Source organism: Variovorax sp. BGA-UO-ETr-C22 (assembly GCF_059567965.1).
Genome location: NZ_JCAQPA010000011.1, coordinates 377,831 through 397,081, shown reverse-complemented (window position 1 = coordinate 397,081; position 19,251 = coordinate 377,831). Strand labels below are relative to the sequence as shown.

Below are 19,251 nucleotides of genomic sequence, written 5' to 3'. Positions count from 1 at the left end.
CGCGAGACCATGCCCAGCCTGCGTGACGCAGCCATGACATCCGTTCAAGGCGCGATGTCCACCGTCACCTCGCGCGACTCGGCGCGGCCCTGATCGTCAATTGCGCGCAGCACATAGCGCCGGCCAGAGTCCGCGAGGTCGGGCATCCAGGTGATGCCCTCGCCGGGTGCGGCGCGACCGACCAGCGCGTCATCGGCAAACCAGTAGATCGTCTGCGTGCCTGCCGCCGCTTCGGCGCGCAGCACGAGCGGCTCCGGCTTCTTCACGCGCAGCGTGTGCCGCACGCCGCGCAAGGGCGAGGTGATGAGCGGTGCCGTCTCCGAGGCCTCGCCCTTCTCGCAGCCATCGGTCGGCAGGCTCGCGCGCGGCAGGCCCGCCTGGCGGAACAGCCGCCGCATGTCGCTGCCCCATTGCTCGACCACCTGCTGGCGCGCGTTGGGCTGCGGCCCGCACACCACCTTGCCGGTCGTCTCGTCGACCCACACGGCGCGGTGCAGGTTGCTCACCTGGATCGGCGACTTGCCGGCGATGAACCATGTCGTGGTGCGCACCGGGCACAGCGCATCGGGCAGCCCGCCCGTCGCGGTGCACACCTCGACCTGGCGCAGGTCGGGCGGCTGGCGCGCCGCGATCTCGCCGGGATCGAGCCGCTCCGCACGCAGCGCATCCACCATGCGCAGGAACAGCGGCGCGGCCGCATCGACGCCCACCAGCGCGGGGTTGCTCGTGCCATCGAAGTTGCCGACCCACACCACGAGCACATGGCGACCGAACACGCCCGCGGTCCACGCATCGCGAAAGCCCCATGACGTGCCCGTCTTCCACGCGATCGCGGGACGCGCGGGCAGCGTGGTGTCGGGGCGTGGCGTGTGGCGCAGCATGTCGAGCGTGATGAACGAGGACTCTTCGCTCAAGAGGCGCAGCGGCTGCACCGGCCGCTCGTCGGGTGCGGGTTGCGTGTAGCGCAACGGCTGCGAGATGCCGCCGTTCGCTAGCGTGGCGTAGAGGCCCGCAAGCTCCTCGGGCGTGACTTCGCCGCCGCCCAGCACCAGCGCGAGGCCGTAGTGCGATTCGCTCTGCAGCTTCTGCACGCCCGCAAGCCGCATGAAGTCGTAGAGCCCCGGCTTCGACAGCTTCGCGGCGACCGCCACCGCGGGGATGTTGCGGCTGCGGATCAACGCCTCCTGCGCGGGCAGCGGACCGGCGAAGCGGTGGTCGAAGTTCTCGGGCGTGTAGGGGCCGAAGGAGGTCGGTGCGTCCTTCAGCATCGTCTTCGGATGCAGCAAGCCCTGGTCGAGCGCGAGTGCGTAGATGAAGGGTTTGAGCGTGGACCCCGGCGAGCGCTTGGCCTGCGTGCCGTTGACCTGCCCCGCGATGGCGTCGTTGTGCCAGTCGGCCGAACCGATCAGCGCGCGCACCTGCATGGTCGAGGCGTCGAGCAGCAACGCGCTCGCGTTGGTCATGCCGACGTCGGCATGCGTGCGCAAGTACTGGCCCATCACGCGCTCAAGCGTGGCCTGCATGCGCAGGTCGATGGTGGTGCGCACTTCCTGCACGCCGCGCTCCTGCGCGAGCAGCATGTCGGTGGCGTGCGGCGCGAGAAAGGGAAGGCTGCCGCGCGACTGCGCGGAGAGCGCGAGCTGCGCATCGGGCGCATGCTGCTTTGCGGTCGGATCGCGCTCGGCCCACAGCGCCCACAGGCGTTCGCGTGCCGACTGCAACTCTGCATTGCGACCGCGCTCGGCAATGCGCTTGACGGGGTTCTGCGGAATCACCGCGAGCGTCAGCGCCTCGGGCAGGCTGAGCTTGGCGGCGTCCTTGCGGAAGTAGATGAGGCTTGCGGCCTGCACGCCTTCGATGTTGCCGCCGTAGGGCGCGGTGTTGAGGTACGCCTCGAGGATCTCGCGCTTGCTGAAGCGCGCTTCGAGCCAGAGCGCCGCGCCGATCTGCGCGATCTTGCCCATGGCCGTGCGGCTGTCGATGCCGTAGACACGCCGCGCCAGCTGCATCGTGAGCGTCGAGCCGCCCTGCCGGCGCTCGCCGCTGGCGATGCGCCACGCGCTGCGCACGAGCGCGGCGGGGTTGACGCCGGGGTGCGCGTAGAAGCGGCGGTCTTCGTACAGCAGCACCGCATCGACCAGCGTCGGCGAGATGCGGTCGAGCGGCACCCAGAGGCGGTATTGCTCGTCGCTTGCGAGGGTGAGGCGCAAGAGTTCGCCACCTTGCGCGTACACGGCACGCGAGCTGCCGACGGTTTCGCTGAGCGGCGCGTGCGGCCAAAGACGCAGCAGCGCGAGCAGGAGAGCAACCGCCAGCGCCCACAGCGCAGGCTTGCGGAGCCTTCCCAACTTCACGCTGAAGCGCATGACGGCCTCGCTGCCTTGCGTCAGTTCGCGACCACCTGAAAGCGCGCACCCGCAGAGCGCGAATACACGCGCCGGTCGTACATCGCCTCGCCGTACGCGGCCGGCACCACGAAGTCGCCGACGTTGGTCGCCCGCGCCTTGTAGGTCACCTCGAGCAGGTTCTTGTCGACGGCGCCGTAGAACACGACGCGGTCTTCGCGGATGTCGGCGTACTGCACCTTCCACGAGCCGCCGCCACCGAGGCGCTTCTTCCAGATCGGCGCATCGGCATTGGCTTCCTGGTCGTCGCCCACGGCCTGCAGCACCGGCTCCAGGCCACCGGGCAGCAGGTCGACCAGCGCCACGTCGTTGAGCTGTGCGCGCTCCAGGCTGCGCACGCGCACCCGCACGGTGACCTCTTCGCCGAGCTTGGCCTTGGTGATCGGGTTGCCCTTGGCATCGAGCACTTCATGGAAGATCTCGAGGCCCTGGTTCACCGGCGTGGTGGGCACGTTGCGCTCGAAGCCCTGTTCGGCCCAGCTGTAGTACAGGTTGAAGTCGCTGTCGTTCGACAGCTTGAGCTTGGCCGTGCCGGCGGGCACCGCGGCACGCGTGATCGGGTTCACCGAACCCAGCGCGAGTGCCGCGGCCTGCCCTTGCGCGTTGACGCTCTGCGCCGTGAGCTTGCCCTCGGCGTTCTGCGCCACCGCTTCGAAGTACGCATCAACCGCGAGCAGCATCGAGGCCGACGACAGGCTGTTGTACCAACCGTCGCGCACCATCGCGCCCATGCCTTCCCACACGTCGGGCTTCAGCGTCTTCAGGCGCGAAGGGAAGTGGCGGCCCACCAGGTGCAGCGTCATGCTGTCGTGCACCAGCGGGTCGTAGTACGCGCCCCACACGTTGCGGCGCTGCTTCTTCTCGGTGCGCGCGAGCAGGTCGGACCACACCGGGTTGAGCAGCTCGTTGGCCACTTGCTCCTGCTTCACGAGCTGGTAGCTCGCGGCGAGGTACACGGCGCCCAGGTCGTCGCTCCAGCCTTGTGTCTGCTTGTTGCGCCACGCTTCGCGCAGGTTGGCCAGTGCGGCCGGCGCGATGATGCCCTGGCGCGTGAGCAGGTAGGCCGCCTGCGTGCGCTGGCGCCAGCCGTCGAGCGAGGTGTCGCCGCTGCCGAGCCAGCCCTGCAAGTACGTGTTCGCCTTTTGCAGCAGGTCTTGCGGCACGGGCAGCTTGTGGTCCTTGGCTTCGATCAGCAGGTGCACCGCGTAGAGCGTGGCGAAGGCATCGGTGCCCGCGCCGGGCCACAGCGAGAAACCGCCGTCGGCCGTCTGCCGTGCGCGCAGCTGCACGAGGTAGCGCTCGAAGGTCTTGCGCGCCTCGGGCATCGGACCCTGCTCGGGCGTGCGGCCGCGCGCCATTTCCTTCACCAGCTCAGGGCGGCCCGACAGCAGCACGGCCGGGAAGGTCTGGCTCGTGATCTGCTCGGTGCAGCCGTGCGGATACACCTCCAGGTACTGCATGAGGCCGGTCGCGAAGGCCCACGGCGCGGCGGACACCGCGACATCGCTCTTGCGGAAATTCGGGTACAGGTCGGCCTTGCTGCTCAGCTCGCCCGCACGCTGGAAGCTGCCGGCCTGCACCAGCGTGACGAACGGCGACGCAGGCCGCACGCTCACCTCAGTCGACAGGCGTGCGCTGAAGATCTTGTGCGTCGAGGTGAACACCAGCGCCGACGAACCCAGCACCGCCTGCTCGCCCGGCTTGGCGCGCACGTTGAACCTGGTGCTCGCTTCGCCGCGCTCGTTGACCTTGAGCGTCTGCGTCGCATCGCCCACCACTTCGAGCCCGCCCGAGGCGGTGAGCGTGAGCGCAATGGGCACGTCCTTGCCCGACCCCACGATGTTGTTCGCGAGGCCCACGCCCACTTCGACCGTGTCGCCGGGCGCCATCGCGAGCGGTGCGTTCGGCAATATCACCATGTCGCCGCGCACCACGGTGCGGGTGCTCTTGGCGGCGGTGGTCTCGTCGTTCACCGCGACGGCCATCACACGCAGGCTGCCGTTGAAACTCTCGGGCACGGTGTAGCTGAACTCGCGGCTGCCGTTCACATCGACGAGACCCGACCAGTAGGCCACCGGCTTGTCGCGCTTGCGCTTGAACGGATTCAGGTGCTTGCCCAGTTCGCCTTCGCCGTCACCGCCGGGCGCTGCGCCCTGCATGAGCTTCTTGAACTCCGGCAGGATCAGGTCGAGCGTCTGCAAGGTGCCCACTTCGAGCGCCCGCTTCTGGAAGAAGTGCTTGAGCGGGTCGGGCGTCTTGTAGCGCGCCACCTGCAGGATGCCTTCGTCCACCGCGAACAGCACGGCGCGCGTGGGCTTGTCGCTGGTGAGCTTCATCTTCACCGTCTGGCCGGGCTTCACCAGTTCGCTGCTGGTGAGCTGCAGGTTCGCGGTGCGCTTGGCCAGGCTGGTGGCGAAGGGCACGACGCCGTACGACAGCGGGCTCATGTAGACCTCGTCCGAGGCCGGGTCGCGCACGAAGTGCACGTTGATGTAGCCGGTGCCCTCGAAGTCCTTGGGCAGCACGATCTTCTGCACCGAAGCGGTCTTGTCGGTCTTGAACCATGCGTGGGCATAGACCTTGTCGCGCTCGATGGTGATGAGGCCTGCGCCCACGTACGGCGCGCGGATGCTCACCTCGATCTCCTGGCCCGGCTCGTAGTCCTTGCGGTCGAGCGTGAGCTGCAGTTCGGCGTTGCGGTCCAGCGAGCGCGAGACGTTCGCGTTGCCCGCCACGCTGTACTCGACGCGGTTCAGCTCCAGCCCGCCGGCATTGCGCACCACGTAGGCAAAGTTGCCGGGCGTGGAGGTGTTCAGCGCGATGGTGTTGCCGGCCGCGACGATGGCCAGCGGCTTCTCGTCGATCACGATTTCCTTCTTGCGCGACTCGTAGCGGTAGAGGCCGTTGTCCTGCTTCACCAGCACCGAGAGCACCTTGCGCTCCACGCGCTCGATCTTCAGGGCATCCACGGCGGTCTTCTTCGCCTGCGGATCGATCGCGATCACGGTCGCATTGCGCGCGGCGCCCTTGCTCACGTAGCTGGTGTCGCCATCGACCTTCACGCCCACGAGGTAGGGCATGTCACTCACCAGCGTCTGCGCCTCGGCCGAGACGCTGCGCCCGCCCTCGGGCTCGAAGGCCTTGGCGAGCACGTGCACCTGGTACGTTGCCGCATCGAAGCGCGAGAGGCGCAGGTCGAACTCGGCCTTGCCTTCGGCGCTGGTCTGCACGCTGCCCAGGTCGTCGACCTGCTTCTCGGCGGCGCGCTGCGGATCGAAGAAGGCGTAGTCGGCGAATGCGCGGAACACCGGGAAAGCCGGGCTCAGCGTGAGCGTGCCTTCGACCTTGCGGTCGGGCGCGGGTGTGCCGAAGAGGTTCTGCACGTCGATGAGCGCCTTCAGGTCCTTGGGCCTGACCCAGCCCTCGGCGACCTCGCTGCTGAGCTTGGCGACGACCTTGGTGCGGTCGGGCAAAAACTCCTGCACCTTCACCGTCGTGCTGCCGATCAGCAGGCCCTGCACCTCGGGGTTGCCGGGCGAGGATTCGCGCGGCAGGTAGAGGTTGACGGTGTAGTTGCCGGTGGGCGAGGTGTCCTGCGTGGCGTGGGCGATTTCCGCCGCACCGCCGGGGCCGAGCTTGAGCTTCTCGCGGCGCACGCTGAGGCCGCGCGCGTCGATGATCTCGGCCTCGAGCGGCAGGTCGCGCAGCGACGTGGCCCAGTTGCCCGCCTTGACCATCATCGCAATGTGCATCGTGTCGCCCGGGCGGTAGATGCCGCGGTCGCTGAACACGTAGGCGGTCATCTGGTTCGGCACACCGGCCGCGCGCAGGCCGCCGACGTCGAAGCGCGAGATGTCGAGCGTGCGGTCGCTGCGGTTGAAGGGCAGGAAGCTCAGGTCGCCGTCCTTGCGCACCACCAGCACCACGGGCGCTTTCTCTCGCTGGTAGCCGGCCAGGTTGGGCAGCTTGGCGGCGCCCGTGGCGTCGGTGGATTGCGACGCGACGATCATGCCGTTGCGGCCCCACACCTCGACCAGCGCACCGGCCACCGGCTGCCCGTTGGCGATGCTCTGCACGAACACGTCGCGCGTGCCGTCGAGCGACTTCTTGGCGACGATGCCCAGGTCGGTGACGAGCACCAGGCGCTGGTCCTTCTGGTCTTCGGGGTTGCCGCTTTCGGGGTCGCCTTCGCCCTCGTACTGTTGCTGTTCTTCCTGTTGTTCCTCTTCGGGCTGCGCCTGCGTGGCGTCGCCTTCGGCCTTCTTCTTGGCCTTGGGGTCGTAGCCCTGCACCTTGAGCAGGAACACGCCGCGGCGGTCGGCCACGTCGCTGCGCAGGTACTGCGCGAAGTCGACGGTCTCGTAGTGCGCCTTGCCGGCGGGAATGCTGAGCGGAATCTCCTTCTGGAAGCGGTCGACGAGGTTGTCCGACTGCAGGCTGCCGTTGAACTGCGGATGCGCGAAGTCGCCATTGGTCTGCGTGATCAGGTGCTGCAGCTGCTGCGGCAGCAGGCGCCCGATTTCCAGGCGGATGCCGGGCAGGTCGCGCACCAGGATCGGCAGCTTGCGTTCACCGGAAAGTGCGAGCAGCGAACCCTGGCTCATGATGGTGAGCTCGGGCGCGAAGGTCTTGAGCAATCGAACGTCCTGCCGCGCCGCGCCGAGCTGATAGCCGCCCGGCGTCTTCAGGCCCTTGGCCACGCGCACCAGCAGGTAACGGCCGCCTTCGGCTTGCGGGAGGCGGAAGCTGACCATCTCGGTCACTTCGCGTTCGCTGGCGATGGGCTGCAGACTGATCTTCTTCGCGCGACGCAGCACCGCGTCGGTGACCTTCGAGGGGTCGGCGGACCAGTCGAACTTCTCTTCCGGATCACCCTTGGCTTCTTCCGTGGCGGGCAGCAGCCAGGCCTGCACCACGCGCGCCATTTCGCGCTCGTGCACCGGCATCGAAGCGGTGACGTGCATCACATGCTCGGGCTCGCCGTTCTCGCCCGTGACGATGGTGGGGTCGATGCTCGAGATGTCGAGGCTGAAGAGGCCGGGGATGTCGACCGCGCGCGAGATGTCGCTGCGCTGGCCGGGGCCGCCCTTCTGCGCGACCGCACCGGAGGTAAGGCTGAGCACCACGGGGCGCGTCTTCTCGGGAATGGGCAGCGGCTCGGACTGGAGGGTGGCGGTGAGGCGCAGCTTGTCGTAGCTGACGGTGAACTTCTCGCTCGCGCATTTGCCCACGCTGAAGATCGAGGTGCCGCAGGCCTGGTCATAGGTCAGCACCAGGCGCTTTTCGAACTCTGCCGTGTTGACGGGGTGCGAGAAACGCACCTGGAAGAGGGCACGGCGCACGTTGGCCTGCACCGGGTCCTGGTAGAACTCCGCGCCCGCGATGCGCGCGTTGAACTCGGGCGAGGTGAACTCGTACTTGCGCTGCTCGATCTCGATGTGCGGCGCGAGCGCGTCCTTCGCCAGCTGCACCTTGTAGGGTTGGCCCACCGGCCAGTCCTGCGCGGGAAGGAACTCGAGCTTCTTCTGGCTGCTCCACGACCAGCGCCCGGCGATGGCGGGCTCGATGCTGACGCCGGTCGCCTCCTGGCCGATGCGCGCGATCGGCGCGACCGAGGCGGAGAAGTTGATGACGACCGGGTTGGGCCCCTTGTCGTTTTCGATCTGCGTGCGCGGCGGCGGCACGATCTGCGCGGTGGAAACGACGGGCTCGACGCGATCGGGCGTGAGGCCGTGCCACCACTTCAGCACATGCGGGCTGGCGAACCAGCCGGCGAGCACCAGCAGCGCCAACAGCACCACCCAGGCCAGCCGTTGCTGCACCCACTGCAGCCCGAAGAGAAGAAAGGCGCCCACGATGCGCAGCCACCCCGGGGGTCGCCAGGAACCGATGAGTCCGCGTGCCAGCGGACGCAGGAACCCGAGCGCACGGCCCAGTCCGGTGAAGAGCACGTCGCTGAGCGACGCGAGTTTTCGATTGGCAACTTGAAGCATGGACGCTCCCCCGATGTTTTTGTTGGCGCCTGACAGTCTCTGCCCGGTCTGTGAAGCCATGGCGCTGTGTGTGAAGTCTGCGTGAAAACCGCACAGGGCCCGCGCACCGGCCCGTCTCGAACGTCAGAACGAAAGTGCGGGCTTGTTCACCATCAACCAGAACACGACGGCCATGGCCACGAAGGCCGGGTAGCCGAGCAGTTCCCAGTAGCGCTGGTAGCGCAGATACAGCGACGGCAGCGCGGTGCTCTCGCGATGCGCCTGCCCCGCCAGGGCCGCCATGCGGATCTGCAGCCACACCACCGGCAGCCAGCACGCGCCCGCGAACGCGAACAGCCCCAGCGACAGCGCCAGCCACGGCGTCGACAGCGGCCAGCCCGCCAGGTGCGCCAGCGCGAAGCCGGTGAGCGGCTGCAGGATGACGGTGGGCGTGGTGAACCACCAGTCGGCACGCACCACCAGCCGGCTCACCACCGCCTGCGCCGGCACGCTGCCGCTGCGGTTGGCAAAGAACATGTAGAAGGCCGAGCCCAGCCCCGTGCCGACCATCAGCACGCTGGAGACGATGTGCAGCCACTTGAGGACGAGGTAGGTGTTCATGGCGTGGCGCGTCGGTACAAGTGCCAGAGCAGCGCGGCGATGGGCAGGTTCTTGAGCAGCGGGCCGAGCGGATGCAGCCACAGGTCCGGCTGCAGCACGGTCGCCACGAGCGTCATGGCGAGCATCAACGCGAAGGCGGCCAGGTAGACGGTGCGGCCGGGTCGCAGCCACAGCGCCAGGCCGATCGCAAGATCGGCCGCCGCGCCGCCGACGATCAACGCCTGCACCAGCCATGGCGGCGAGGCGATGCCCGCGTCGGCCAGCACGCGGCGGCTCTGGCCGTCGAGCTCGACGATGCTGGCGACGGCGGTGAAGAGCCAGACCGCGACGAGGCTCAGGCGCAGCAGGCGGTCGTCGCCGTCGTCAGCAGGGCGCGTCATGGCGCGGGCGCCCCTTCGTCGATCACATCCGTCACCATGCCCCAGCGCGCGAACTCGGGGTCGAACTCGGGCAGCGTGAGCAGGCCGGCGCAGGCGTGCGCGCCCGTCGCCAACGCCTCGCCGCGCGCGAGCCGGCGGGCCAGCAGGATGGCGGCCATGCAGGGAATCTCGGGGCCGTGGTTGTCGTCGGCCGCGATGTGCCAGGCGCGGCGCGCGATGGCGCCGTGTGCATCGGTGCCTTCGACGCGCACCACCATGCCGCCCAGCGCGGTGCCGAACGCATCGAACACGCCGCCCGTCGCGTGCAGCAGCGGCGCCAGCTTCTGCGGTGTGCGCAGCAGGCCCGTGCGGCGCAGGAACGCCAGAAAGGCGAAGGCGTGCTGGGTCAGGCCGACTTCGAGTGCGGCGCGGAACATGACCGACTGCACGCCGGCGTAGCGCGCCGGAAAGAGTTCGAGGTCGGGGATGTCGCACAAGGCGCCGCGGCGCGGCTTCATGCGCGCGAACTGCACCTTCGCGGGATGGGCCCAGCCGGGCTGCTCGGTCCAGCGGCCGCCCTGCCAGACGCGGATCGGCGCGCCGCAGTAGGCCAGCACGCCCGCGAGCGTCGCTTCGCCGCGCGGTGCGCCCTGTGCCGGCGCGATGCAGATGTCGATGCTGCGGATGCCTTGCCAGCCGGCGGCGAGGTGATCGACCACCGCCGACGACAGCGCGGGCACGGTGCTGGCGCCGGTCACGGCGGTGCGGCCTGCGCTGCGGAAGGCGGCGTCCATCGCGGCGGGGAAGTCGCACACGAAGCGCCGGCCGTCGGCCAGGTCGATGTAGTGCGCGCCGGCGGCTGCCACGGCCTGCGGCACGCGGTAGTCCTGGCCCTGGAACGGGCCGGCGGTGTGGATGACGAGGTCGACGCCCAGAAAGCCCAAGCCCTGCGCGAGGTCGGGCGACTGCGCATCGACCCGCACACCGCGTGCGTTGCCGCCCAGCGATTGCGCAAAGGCCGTGGCCCGTTCGAGGTCGCGCCCGCCGACCCACAGTTCGATGCCCGCGTCCTGCGCGAGTGCGCGGCTGATGCGCGCGCCGAAGTTGCCGTAGCCGCCGAGCACCAGCGTCTTCATGTGAGGCGGGCTCCGGCGATGTGGCCGCGCGTGAACGCTTCCTCGAAGATCGAATAGCCCGACCAGTCCGCGTGCGCGAACGACAGCCGGCCGGCAACCACGCGGTCGCCGTGCGCGCCGATCTGCGCGAGCAGACCGGGCCGCGGGATCGACATGGCGTGGCCGTAGCGCGTGATCTCGACGCGCGTGGCGAGCGCGGGCAGGTCGGGGTGCGGCACCGACAGCTCGGCCAGCAGTTCGTCGCGCCATGCGGTCCACGGACGCTCGAGCAGCAGCTGGCGGCCGTCGCCGGTGTCGTAGCCGCTCGGGCCCAGCGGGCGGTACCAGCTGAGCACGGTGCCGCGCGGCGTGGGGTCGAGCGTCTGGTGGCGCGCATCGACATACCCGAGGCCGCGCGTGCCGTAGATCACGTTGTCCCAGCTCGGCGCGGCGCCGATGCGGTCGGCCAGCGGACCGCGCAGGTGCACGTTGGCGACCAGCCAGGGCGCGTAGCGCACATGCGCGGCGGCGCTGGTCAACAGCGACGGCGGGTTCTCGACCACGCGCGCGGCGATGAAGACGGGCAGCGCGACGATGCAGCGCTCGGCCTGCCAGCGCACCATCGATTTCGACGCGGCATCCCACGCATCGACCTCGACACCCGCGCGCCCTTCGGCGATGCGCGTGACGACCTGGCCGGTGCGCAGGCGCGCGCCCAGCGGTGCGGCCAGCTGCTTCGTGAGCCAGCCGTTGCCTTCGGGCCAGGTGAGTACGCCGTCGCGATCGGGGTTGGTGTCGTTGACGCTCCCACTCGCATCACCGGGCGCATGGAAGCCGTGGCGGCTCGCGAAGTAGTGGATGCCGGCCCAGGCCGACACCTGCGCGATGCCGGCGCCGTAGTCGTCGCGGCAGCAGTAGTCGAGGTACCAGCGCAGGTGGGCGTCGTCGAAGCCTTCGCGGTCGAGCCAGCCCGCGAAGGGCAGGGCGTCGAGCGCGAGCAGTTCGGGCGTGACGGCGAAGCGCAGCGTGGGAATGGCGAAGTGGGCGGCGTGCTGCAGCGCGTCGATGCGCTGCGCGAAGCGGCGGTACTGCGCCTGCGTGCCGGCGCCCACGTCGTGCACGGGCAGCAGCCCGTCCTGCCATTCGCCGCGAAAGAACAGGCGTTCCTGCGGGCTGTGGCAGAGGTGGCGCTCGTCATACGTCCAGCGGCCCGCCACGCGGCGGCGCAGGCCGAGTTCTTCGAGCAGGTCCTGCACCTCGTGCGCGTCGTCGCCGGGCGTGGGCAGGTAGTGCGCGCCGAGCGGGCAGGCGATGCCGCCGACCACGCCGCCGCGCGCGTTGCCGCCGGCGGTGTCTTCGAGTTCGAGCAGCGCGAAGTCGTCGATGCCCGCGAGGCGCAGCGCACGTGCGGCCGCCAAGCCGGCAACGCCGCCGCCAGCGATGACGACGCGGGTGCGCTTGACGGTGGCCGGGGCCTGCGACTTGAGCGTGCCGTCGCGCATCGCGTGGCCGCGCGCGACATCGATGCCGGTGAAGCCGCCTTCGATGACCGGCGGTGGCGCCTCGCAGCCGGCCAGCGCCAGGGCGCCTGCACCGGCAGCGACGCCAAGAAAGCCACGACGCCTCATGGCACACGGTTCCTTCGTGGAACACCGCGGAACCGGCTTTGCCGGGCCGCAGGTGTTGCCCCCGGCAGGGGGTTGGCGAAGCGACACGAAGTGCGCGCAGCCTGGGGGCGAGCCATATCAGTGCGCCATGACCTTGCCCCACTCCTGTTCGTAGGTGGTGACAAGGGTCTGGTTCGACAGGCGGTTCACTTCGGTCGGCACGCGTGCCATGTCGAGCGGAAAGTCGAACATCAAAGGCAGCGTCGCCGGCGTGAGAAAGCGCATGCCGCCCGGCAGCGCGTCGGGCTGCCGGTAGGGCCGGTGGCTCGCGATGATGTAGCCCCACTCGCCGAAGCTGGGCACGTGCGCGTGGTACGGCGTGGCCTTCAGGCCGACCGACTCGATCGTGCTTGCCACGGTCCAGTAGCTCTTGCGCGCCACCAGCGGCGAGGTGGTCTGGATCACGGCGTAGCCGCTGGCCGACAGGCGCCGGTCGAGCAGCGCGTAGAAGCTGTTGGTGTAGAGCTTGCCGATGGCGAAGTTGGTCGGATCGGGAAAGTCGACCACGATGACGTCGAAGGTGTCGCCCTCCTGCTGCAGCCACTGGAACGCGTCGGTGTTGACGACCTTCACCTTCGGCGACGAGAGCGCGTGCCCGTTGAGCGCGGCCAGCGTCTCGTGCGTGGTGAAGAGCTGCGTCATGTTCGGATCGAGCTCCACCAGCGTGACCGACTCGACCGAGGGGTACTTGAGGATCTCGCGCACCGCCATGCCGTCGCCGCCGCCGAGCACGGCGACTTTCTTGGGCGCGCCGTGCGCGGCCATCGCGGGGTGCACCAGCGCCTCGTGGTAGCGGTACTCGTCGCGCTCGGCGAACTGCAGGTTGCCGTTGAGGAACAGCCGGTGGCCGAGCGCGCCGCGCGTGACCACGATGCGCTGGTAGGGCGAGCTGGCGCTGAAGACGATGCGGTCCTGGTAGAACTTGTCTTCCGCCAGCGTGGTGATGTGGTCGGCGCCCCAGAAGGCGCCGATGAGCGCGGCCAGCGTCAGGAAGCAGGCCACCGCGTGCGCGCCGGCGCGGCGCAGTTCATGGCGGAACAGCCACAGCGCCCACACGGCCACCGCGGCGTTCATCACGCCGAACAGCAGGCCGGTGCGGATCATGCCCAGCTGCGGCACGAGGATCAGCGGGAACGCGACCGACACGGCGAGCGCGCCCAGGTAGTCGAAGGTCAGCACCTGCGACACGAGGTCCTTGAGCACGATGTTGCGCTTGAGGATGCGCATCACCAGCGGAATCTCGAGCCCCACCAGCGTGCCCACCACCACCACGAGGCCGTACAGCAGCAGCCGGAACGCGCCCGGCACGTAGGCGTTGGCCAGGAACAGGATCGCCGGCAGCGCGCCGCCGATCAGCGCCACGAGCAGTTCGATGCGAAGGAAGTGCGCCGGCAGCTGCCGGTCGAAGTAGCGCGAGAGCCACGAGCCGACGCCCATGGCGAACAGGTAGGTGCCGATGATGGTGCTGAACTGCAGCACCGAGTCGCCGAGCAGGTAGGAGCTCAGCGCGGCCGCGCTCAGTTCGTAGACGAGGCCGCAGGCCGCGACGACGAACACGCTGGCGAGCAGCGCGATCTCCACGGGTTGCGCCCCCCGCGCATCCGGGGTGCGCGCGGGCAGGGCCGCGTCGCTCAATGGATTGCTGCGGCCACGATGACGCTGATGCCGAGGCACATGGCGGCCACGACGAGCGCCAGCGCCCTGTTCTGCTTCTCGACGATCTCGCCCCACAGGTCATAGGGGGTGATCTTGTCGATGATCAGAAAGCAGATCCAGAAGACCACCACGCCGATCAGCGCATACACGAGCGATCCGAGGACCACGCCCGGTTTCAGCCATTCAATTCCCATGGGGACCTCCAGTCGTAGCAATAAAGAGAGAAACAAGAGAGCGCCTGCGCGCGATCTTCGTCATTTGTGGCCGCCGCCGCTCGAGTAGCCGCCGTACGAACCGCCCGAGCTGCGGTACCCGCTCGAGGAGCCGCCGCTGCAGTTGCTCATCATGATCAGCACGAAGAGGATGACCACGATGACGAGGATGATCGTGCCGCAGCCCATGCCCGACGCGGCGCTCACGGGCAGCGCGTCGCCGCGCGAGAACAGGTCTTTCTTGGCGTCGAGCTTGAAGGCCGTGGCCACGGCGCCGCTGTCGATCTTGCTGCCCGAGGACCAGGTCAGTTCGTTGGCCGAGCGCTCCATCGAGAGCAGCGCGCCGCCGCTGGCGAAGTCGCGGTTGAAGGTCTTCTGCCCGCGCTCGACCTGCCAGTAGAACTCGCCAGCCACGTAGGTGGTCTCGGCGTTGTAGGCGTACTGCTGCTGGTAGCGCTTGTTGAGGTAGGTGGCGGTGGTGCCGTTCTCGGCCATCACGGGCGCGCCGGTGGTCGGCTTGACCATGCTCCAGCCGTCTTCGGCATCGACCAGGAAGCTGAAGCCGCGCTTCTTGTTGTACAGCAGGTACTCGTCCCAGCCGAACTGCTCGTCGTCGCCGGGCTCCTGGCCCATGCGGTGCTGGAAGCCCACCACCTGCCACTGCGCGCCCTGCAGCTGGCCCATGCTGCCCAAAGCGATGAGCGGGCGCACCGGCTCGTTCTGCTCGGCGTGCTTGAGCTCGCCGCCGATGCCTTGCGACAGGTCGATGATGCTGTTGCACGAGCCGCAGGTGATGCTCTTGCTGTCGGCCAGGTTGACCGTGACCGGCGAGCCGCAGTTGGGGCAGTTGAAGCTGCGGCCCTTCTCGTCCTTCGCGGATTCGTCGCGCAGGCCAGTGAGCTGCAGGTCGTCCAGCTGCACCGAGCGGCCGAGGTACGCGGTGGGCGGGGCGGTGCCGTAGTCGATGCTGAGCACCAGCCCCTTGTCGTTGCGCAGTTCGACCATCGCGAACGCTTGGCCGAGCTCGGGCAGGTGCGGCAACTCGCCCTGCGCGGAGGTCAGCGCCACCTGTTCGTTGGAGGCGACGGTGTAGCTCTGGCCGGCGAAGGCGGTGGTGGCGCCCACGCGCAGGTCGCCCGGCGGCGGCGCGGCGCGCTGCAGGTCGAAAGGCAGCGCAAAGACGTAGGCGCCGTTGTCCTCGCTGAGGACGCCGGTGCGGTCGCCGTCGAGCGCGGCGATCCACTCGGTCCAGCGCCCGCCGGGGTAGGTGTACTGCAGGCGGCCGATCAGCGTGAAGGGCTTGTCCTGGATGCGGCCGGCGGCGAACAGCTGCAGCGGGCTGAAGTCGTCGAACAGCTCGGCCATCTTGCCGGTGCGCGCGAGCGTGTCGCCCTGGCGCACGACGGTGCTCTGGCAATACGGGCAGACCGCGTGCGTCGATTGCGCCGAGCGGAATTCGACCGGCGCGCCGCAGCCGGGGCAGGGCGCGCGGTAGTAGCGTTGGGAGCCGGTTTCCTCAGCCATGGCGCACCAGGTGCGATGGCGCGGCCGGCCACGAATGATTCAAGCCCAAAAGGCCTCTGACGCCCGCTGGGCGGGCGTCAGTCGCTATCGAAAACATTGCGACGAATCAGACGAGCTTTTTCAGCAGTTCGGCCTTCTTGGCGTCGAACTCTTCCTGCGTGAGGATGCCCTTGGTCTTGAGTTCGCCGAGCTTCTCGAGCGTGGTCATCACGTCGGCGGCGCTCACCACGGCCACGGCCGGCTGCTGCGTCGTGGCCGCGGCCTGGGCCGCGGCGTTCGGGCTCAGGCCCTGCGCGAGGTTCTGCGCCAGCACCTGGCCGAGCGCCACGCCGGCGCCCAGGCCCATCGCGTCGCCCGCGATGCCGCTGCCACCGGCTGCGCCTTCGGCGAACTTGGGAATGGCCTGCGCCGTCTGGTACTGCATGAACTTGCCCATGTCGTTGCCGACCATGCCCATGCCGATCTTCTGGTCGAGGATCTTCTGCAGCTCTTCAGGCAGCGAGACGTTCTGGACCGTGATGTTCTCGAGCTTGATGCCGATCTTCTCGAACTCGGGCACCAGCTGGGTGGCCAGCGCGGTCGCGAACTGGATCTGGTTGGCCGCCAGGTCGAGGAAGGGCAGGCCGCTGGAGGCGATGGCGTTGCTGATGTTCTGCAGCACCAGGCCGCGCAACTGGCCGTCGAGGTCGGCCACGGAATAGATGTCGCGCGTGCCGGAGATTTCGGTGTGGAACAGCTTCGGATCGCCGATGCGGAAGCTGTAGTTGCCGAAGGCGCGCAGGCGCACGGCGCCGAAGTCCTTGTCGCGGATCGTGATCGGCTGGGGCGTGCCCCACTTCTGGTCGACCTGCTGGCGGGTGCTGAAGAAATAGACGTCGCTCTTGAAGGGGGATTCGAAGAGCTTGTCCCAGTTCTTGAGGTACGTGAGCACGGGCAGCGTCTGCGTCGTGAGCTTGTACATGCCGGGGCCGAACACGTCGGCCACCTGGCCTTCGTTGACGAACACCGCCATCTGCGACTCGCGCACGGTGAGCGAGGCGCCGTTCTGGATTTCCATCTCGGCCATCGGGAAACGCCAGGCCAGCGTGCCATCGCCGGACTCGGTCCACTGGATGATGTCGATGAACTGTTTCTTGATGAAATCCATCAGGGCCATGGTCGTTCCTCTCGAGATGTTGTCGGTTTGTGTCCCAGCCACACATATTGCCACAGGGCTTTGACGGCGCCCCGTGCTTTTGGTCATGCCTGCCACCGGCCATGCGACGTAGGGCGGTATGGACCGAGGTCTACAATCGGCGCCCCCAGAAGAAGCGCCACCAGGAGCAACGGCACATGTCCGATTCGACCGCATCGTCCCCTTCGACCCCCACCCCGGAAGACAAGCGCGCCCTGTTGCGCCGTGCCGCCCTCGAGTACCACGAGTTTCCCGTCCCCGGCAAGATCGCCATCGCGGCGACCAAGCAGATGGTCAACCAGCGCGACCTGTCGCTGGCCTACTCGCCCGGCGTGGCCGCGCCCTGCGAGGAAATCGTCAAGGACCCGGCCAACGCCTTCAAGTACACCTCGCGCGGCAACCTCGTGGGTGTCATTTCCAACGGCACCGCCGTGCTGGGCCTGGGCGACATCGGCCCGCTGGCCTCCAAGCCGGTGATGGAAGGCAAGGGCGTTCTCTTCAAGAAATTCGCCGGCGTCGACGTGTTCGACATCGAGATCGACGAGAAGGACCCGGTCAAGCTGGTCGAGATCATCGCCTCGCTGGAGCCCACCTTCGGCGCCATCAACCTGGAAGACATCAAGGCCCCGGACTGCTTCTACGTCGAGCGCGAGCTGCGCAAGCGCATGAAGATCCCGGTGTTCCACGACGACCAGCACGGCACGGCCATCACCGTGGCGGCCGCCATGCTGAACGGCCTGAAGGTGGCCGGCAAGAACATCGCCGAAGTGAAGCTGGTCACCTCGGGCGCGGGCGCCGCGGCGCTGGCCTGCCTGAACCTGCTGCTCAAGGTGGGCCTGAAGCGCGAGAACGTGTTCGTCACCGACCTGGCCGGCGTGGTCTACGAAGGCCGCGAAGAGCTGATGGACGACGACAAGCGCCAGTACATGCAAAAGACCGACATGCGCAAGCTGTCGGAAGTGATCGCCGGCGCCGACGTGTTCCTCGGCCTGTCGGCCGGCGGCGTGCTCAAGCCGGAAATGGTCGCCAAGATGGCGCCCAAGCCGGTGATCTTCGCGCTGGCCAACCCGAACCCCGAGATCGCGCCCGAAGACGCCCATGCGGTGCGCAACGACGTAATCATGGCCACGGGCCGCACCGACTACCCGAACCAGGTCAACAACGTCCTGTGCTTCCCGTACATCTTCCGCGGCGCGCTCGACTCGGGCGCCACCACCATCACCGACGAGATGGAGATTGCCGCGGTGCACGCCATCGCCGAGCTGGCCCAGGCCGAGCAGAGCGAGCGCGTGGCCGCCGCCTACGCCGGTGAAAAGCTGAGCTTCGGCCCCGAATACCTGATTCCCAAGCCCTTCGACCCGCGCCTGATGATGAAGATCGCGCCGGCCGTGGCCAAGGCGGCCGAGGAAAGCGGCGTGGCGCTGCGCCCGATCAAGGACCTGGACGCCTACCGCGACAAGCTGCAGAGCTTCGTCTACGCCTCGGGCACCACCATGAAGCCGATCTTCGACGCCGCCAAGCGCGCACCGAAGAAGCGCGTGGCCTACTGCGAAGGCGAGGAAGAGCGCGTGCTGCGCGCCGCGCAGATCGTGGTGGACGAAGGCCTGGCGCGCCCGACGCTCATCGGCCGCCCGGCCATCATCGCCCAGCGCATCGAGAAGTTCGGCCTGCGCCTGAAGGAAGAGCTCGACTACGACGTCGTCAACGTCGAGCAGGACCACCGCTACCGCGACTTCTGGCAGACCTACCACCGCATGACCGAGCGCAAGGGCCAGACGGTGCAGACCGCCAAGATCGAGATGCGCCGCCGCCTCACGCTGATCGGCGCCATGCTGCTGCACAAGGGCGAGGTCGACGGCATGATCTGCGGCACCTGGGGCACCACGCTGATCCACCTGCACTACATCGACCAGGTGATCGGCAAGCGCCCCGGCGGCTGCGCCAGCACCCCGCAGGACGTGCCGGTGTACGCCTGCATGAACGGCCTGCTGCTGCCCGACCGCCAGGTGTTCCTGGTCGACACGCACGTCAACTACGACCCGACGCCCGAGGAACTGGCCGAGATCACGACCATGGCGGCCGAGGAAATGATGCGTTTCGGCCTCAAGCCGAAGGCCGCGCTGCTGTCGCACTCCAACTTCGGCACCAGCAACGAACCCAGCGCCGTCAAGATGCGACGCACGCTCGACCTGCTGCGCGTGCAGGCGCCCTGGCTCGAGGTGGACGGCGAAATGCACGGCGACGTGGCGCTGGACAGCAAGCAGCGCGCGGTCGTCATGCCGCACAGCGCGCTCGCGGGCGACGCCAACCTGCTGGTGTTCCCCAACATCGACGCCGCCAACATTTCTTACAACCTGCTCAAGACCGCGGCCGGCGGCAACATCGCCATCGGCCCGGTTCTGCTCGGCGCGGCCAAACCTGTGCACATTCTCACGGCGAGCGCGACTGTTCGCCGCATCGTGAACATGACAGCCTTGACAGTGGCCGACGCAAACGCCGAGAGATAGGCCATTTGGCGAGAGTGGACGCCAACTTAAGGCGTCGCT

General features: G+C 68.4%; 11 protein-coding genes. 1 reads left to right on the top strand and 10 read right to left on the bottom strand.

Translation table 11 applies throughout. The annotated features are described in order from the left end of the window. Positions 1–44: 44 nt before the first annotated feature. The 10 genes from pbpC to AC57B8_RS21655 form a co-directional block, all read right to left on the bottom strand. Positions 45–2,366 (bottom strand): penicillin-binding protein 1C, encoded by a 2,322-nt coding sequence (gene pbpC / locus AC57B8_RS21700; protein ID WP_496480736.1) that lies wholly within the window; start codon positions 2,364–2,366, stop codon positions 45–47. 20 nt (positions 2,367–2,386) lie between these two features. Further along, entirely contained in the window at positions 2,387–8,398 is a 6,012-nt protein-coding gene (locus AC57B8_RS21695) for an alpha-2-macroglobulin (protein ID WP_496480735.1), read from the bottom strand. 123 nt (positions 8,399–8,521) lie between these two features. Beyond that, positions 8,522–8,998 carry a DUF2269 family protein gene (locus AC57B8_RS21690; RefSeq protein ID WP_354345967.1) on the bottom strand — a complete coding sequence of 159 codons (477 nt, stop codon included), beginning with the start codon at positions 8,996–8,998 and terminating at the stop codon, positions 8,522–8,524. Beyond that, on the bottom strand, positions 8,995–9,378 hold the full coding sequence (locus tag AC57B8_RS21685; protein WP_496480734.1) for a DoxX-like family protein: 384 nt from the start codon (positions 9,376–9,378) through the stop codon (positions 8,995–8,997). The genes AC57B8_RS21690 and AC57B8_RS21685 overlap by 4 nt, the downstream gene beginning before the upstream one ends. Further along, positions 9,375–10,493 carry a saccharopine dehydrogenase family protein gene (locus tag AC57B8_RS21680; RefSeq protein ID WP_496480733.1) on the bottom strand — a complete coding sequence of 373 codons (1,119 nt, stop codon included), beginning with the start codon at positions 10,491–10,493 and terminating at the stop codon, positions 9,375–9,377. The genes AC57B8_RS21685 and AC57B8_RS21680 overlap by 4 nt, the downstream gene beginning before the upstream one ends. Beyond that, positions 10,490–12,100, bottom strand: coding sequence for an FAD-dependent oxidoreductase (locus AC57B8_RS21675; protein ID WP_496480732.1), 1,611 nt, complete (start codon positions 12,098–12,100; stop codon positions 10,490–10,492). Before AC57B8_RS21675 ends, AC57B8_RS21680 begins: the two co-directional genes overlap by 4 nt. Positions 12,101–12,217: 117 nt before the next feature. After that, positions 12,218–13,774, bottom strand: a complete 1,557-nt coding sequence (locus tag AC57B8_RS21670; RefSeq protein WP_496480731.1) for a polyamine aminopropyltransferase — start codon at positions 13,772–13,774, stop codon at positions 12,218–12,220. Beyond that, entirely contained in the window at positions 13,771–13,989 is a 219-nt protein-coding gene (locus AC57B8_RS21665) for a DUF350 domain-containing protein (RefSeq protein WP_062473571.1), read from the bottom strand. Before AC57B8_RS21665 ends, AC57B8_RS21670 begins: the two co-directional genes overlap by 4 nt. Positions 13,990–14,049: 60 nt before the next feature. Next, positions 14,050–15,531 (bottom strand): DUF4178 domain-containing protein, encoded by a 1,482-nt coding sequence (locus AC57B8_RS21660; protein WP_496480730.1) that lies wholly within the window; start codon positions 15,529–15,531, stop codon positions 14,050–14,052. A gap of 106 nt (positions 15,532–15,637) precedes the next feature. After that, positions 15,638–16,687, bottom strand: coding sequence for an SPFH domain-containing protein (locus tag AC57B8_RS21655; RefSeq protein WP_062473577.1), 1,050 nt, complete (start codon positions 16,685–16,687; stop codon positions 15,638–15,640). A 176-nt stretch (positions 16,688–16,863) separates the two neighbouring features. On the opposite strand from AC57B8_RS21655, the gene AC57B8_RS21650 reads away from it, so the two are divergent. Next, complete coding sequence (locus tag AC57B8_RS21650; RefSeq protein WP_495261296.1) at positions 16,864–19,212, top strand: NADP-dependent malic enzyme; 2,349 nt, start codon at positions 16,864–16,866, stop codon at positions 19,210–19,212. Positions 19,213–19,251 lie beyond the last annotated feature (39 nt).

What these genes read in the sequence shown, in the direction of transcription:
- AC57B8_RS21675 (WP_496480732.1), bottom strand. Translation starts at nt 12,100, where the DNA reads ATGAGGCGTCGTGGCTTTCTTGGCGTCGCTGCCGGTGCAGGCGCCCTG.
- AC57B8_RS21695 (WP_496480735.1), bottom strand. Translation starts at nt 8,398, where the DNA reads ATGCTTCAAGTTGCCAATCGAAAACTCGCGTCGCTCAGCGACGTGCTC.
- AC57B8_RS21655 (WP_062473577.1), bottom strand. Translation starts at nt 16,687, where the DNA reads ATGGCCCTGATGGATTTCATCAAGAAACAGTTCATCGACATCATCCAG.
- AC57B8_RS21685 (WP_496480734.1), bottom strand. Translation starts at nt 9,378, where the DNA reads ATGACGCGCCCTGCTGACGACGGCGACGACCGCCTGCTGCGCCTGAGC.
- pbpC (WP_496480736.1), bottom strand. Translation starts at nt 2,366, where the DNA reads ATGCGCTTCAGCGTGAAGTTGGGAAGGCTCCGCAAGCCTGCGCTGTGG.
- AC57B8_RS21660 (WP_496480730.1), bottom strand. Translation starts at nt 15,531, where the DNA reads ATGGCTGAGGAAACCGGCTCCCAACGCTACTACCGCGCGCCCTGCCCC.
- AC57B8_RS21680 (WP_496480733.1), bottom strand. Translation starts at nt 10,493, where the DNA reads ATGAAGACGCTGGTGCTCGGCGGCTACGGCAACTTCGGCGCGCGCATC.
- AC57B8_RS21690 (WP_354345967.1), bottom strand. Translation starts at nt 8,998, where the DNA reads ATGAACACCTACCTCGTCCTCAAGTGGCTGCACATCGTCTCCAGCGTG.
- AC57B8_RS21665 (WP_062473571.1), bottom strand. Translation starts at nt 13,989, where the DNA reads ATGGGAATTGAATGGCTGAAACCGGGCGTGGTCCTCGGATCGCTCGTG.
- AC57B8_RS21650 (WP_495261296.1), top strand. Translation starts at nt 16,864, where the DNA reads ATGTCCGATTCGACCGCATCGTCCCCTTCGACCCCCACCCCGGAAGAC.